Origin of the sequence: Aeribacillus composti (assembly GCF_007827555.1) — a bacterium.
GTDB lineage: Bacteria > Bacillota > Bacilli > Bacillales > Aeribacillaceae > Aeribacillus > Aeribacillus composti.
In genome coordinates, this window is the sequence record NZ_VISS01000073.1 from 1 (window position 1) to 1,625 (window position 1,625).

Annotated in this window: 1 protein-coding gene; it reads left to right on the forward strand. The window is 35.4% G+C overall.

Features of this window, described 5'->3' with window-relative positions; all coding sequences use genetic code 11:
- Nucleotides 1–238: 238 nt before the first annotated feature.
- Nucleotides 239–1,459, forward strand: a complete 1,221-nt coding sequence (locus FB379_RS18295) for an IS110 family RNA-guided transposase (RefSeq protein ID WP_063388609.1) — start codon at nucleotides 239–241, stop codon at nucleotides 1,457–1,459.
- Nucleotides 1,460–1,625: the final 166 nt, after the last annotated feature.

The window sequence follows — 1,625 nt, forward strand, 5'->3', positions numbered from 1 at the left end:
ACATTAGTAGTACAGACCTAGGCCAAGGTTTGTGCTACTATTTTTTTATAGTAGAAGTGAAGGAAGGTCGAACATCCCCTGGGACCAAATAGAGTCCGTATTAAAAACAGACCAACTTCACATCCTTATTTGAATCAGTTTAGTATGTTGGGTCCGAAGAGACCGTGTATAAGAAAATGGAATCAATAAGGCAATGTGAAGAACTTCTATGTTTGGCTAAAAAGGAGAGGCAGAAAATATGAAACACGTAGTGGCATTTGATGTCAGTATGGGGAAAAGTACAATGGTCATTTATGACCGTTATCGTCAATGCGAATATGAGGGTGAAATAACCCATAACCGCTACTCTTTCGAGAAATTAAACGAAACCCTTATATCTTTAACACAAAAAGATGCACAGGCACCTGATATTGTCTTTGAAGCAACAGGCGTATATTCAAAACCACTAGAACGATTCTTAGGTGATCAAGGTTATATGTATTATCGAGTTAACCCACTCGAAGCGAATATTCAAATGGCTTCAATGAGGAGACAAAAAACAGATAAAAGCGACGCTCATGAACTTGCGAAAACTCACTTTAGAGTTGAACGTGAACAAACTTATCAAGAAGGGGAATATTATAAACAAATGCGTGCAATGACGAGATATTATGATGAATTAAGTAGTGAAATGACGCATTTATATAGTCGTTTACATGCGATTCTACAATTGAGTTTTCCCGAGTTAGAAAAGCTATTCAGTAAACGTTCTGCTTTATTTTTGAATGTCGTTCAATTATACCCTCATCCGGATCATGTGTTAGTTTGTTCAAAAACAGTGATTCGTAATCGTTTAAAAGCCAACACAAGAAAAAACTTATCATTGGCACGTGCTGAAGAAAAAGGGATCGCTTTAATCGAAGCAGCAAAAGAAGCGTATCCAGCAATTTCAAAAGATGATATTCGCTGTGAACAAGTGCGGGATTATGCCAAACGGATTGCAGACTTGAAGGAGAAAAGAGATCAACTTGTCCAAAAGATGGTTAAATTATCGAAAGATAAACAAGAGTATCAGATTTTAATTTCATTTCCAGGAATCGGAGAAACGACTGCAGTTCGTTTAATTGGAGAATTAGGAGATATTCGACGATTCAAAAACCATAAACAACTGAATGCTTACGTCGGTATTGATATTATGAGATATCAATCTGGGAATACCTTTTATAAAGACAAGATTAATAAAAGAGGAAATAACAAACTTAGAAAGATTCTATTTTACATGATCCAGACCATGATCCAACTACGGAAAAACACACAAAATCATATTGTAGATTATTATGATAAATTAAAAACGCAACCCCAGAGGAAACCTCATAAAGTTGCGTCCATAGCATGCGTGAATAAGTTCTTGAAATCGGCTTATCACCTTATCACACATAATCTGAAATACGATTACGAAAAGGCAACAATGCATCAGTAATCGTAAGTAAGATTATATCACAAAGACCTGACGAAAAAAATGGAAATCGTGAGGTCTATTTGTCATGCGAAAATTTATTTTGGAAGGAAGGGGTCCCCCTTCCTTCCAAAATAAAATCTATATTAACCAAATTATTTAATAAAAAATACTTGACTAGAGGTAAGAA

What these genes read in the sequence shown, in the direction of transcription:
- FB379_RS18295 (WP_063388609.1), top strand. Translation starts at nt 239, where the DNA reads ATGAAACACGTAGTGGCATTTGATGTCAGTATGGGGAAAAGTACAATG.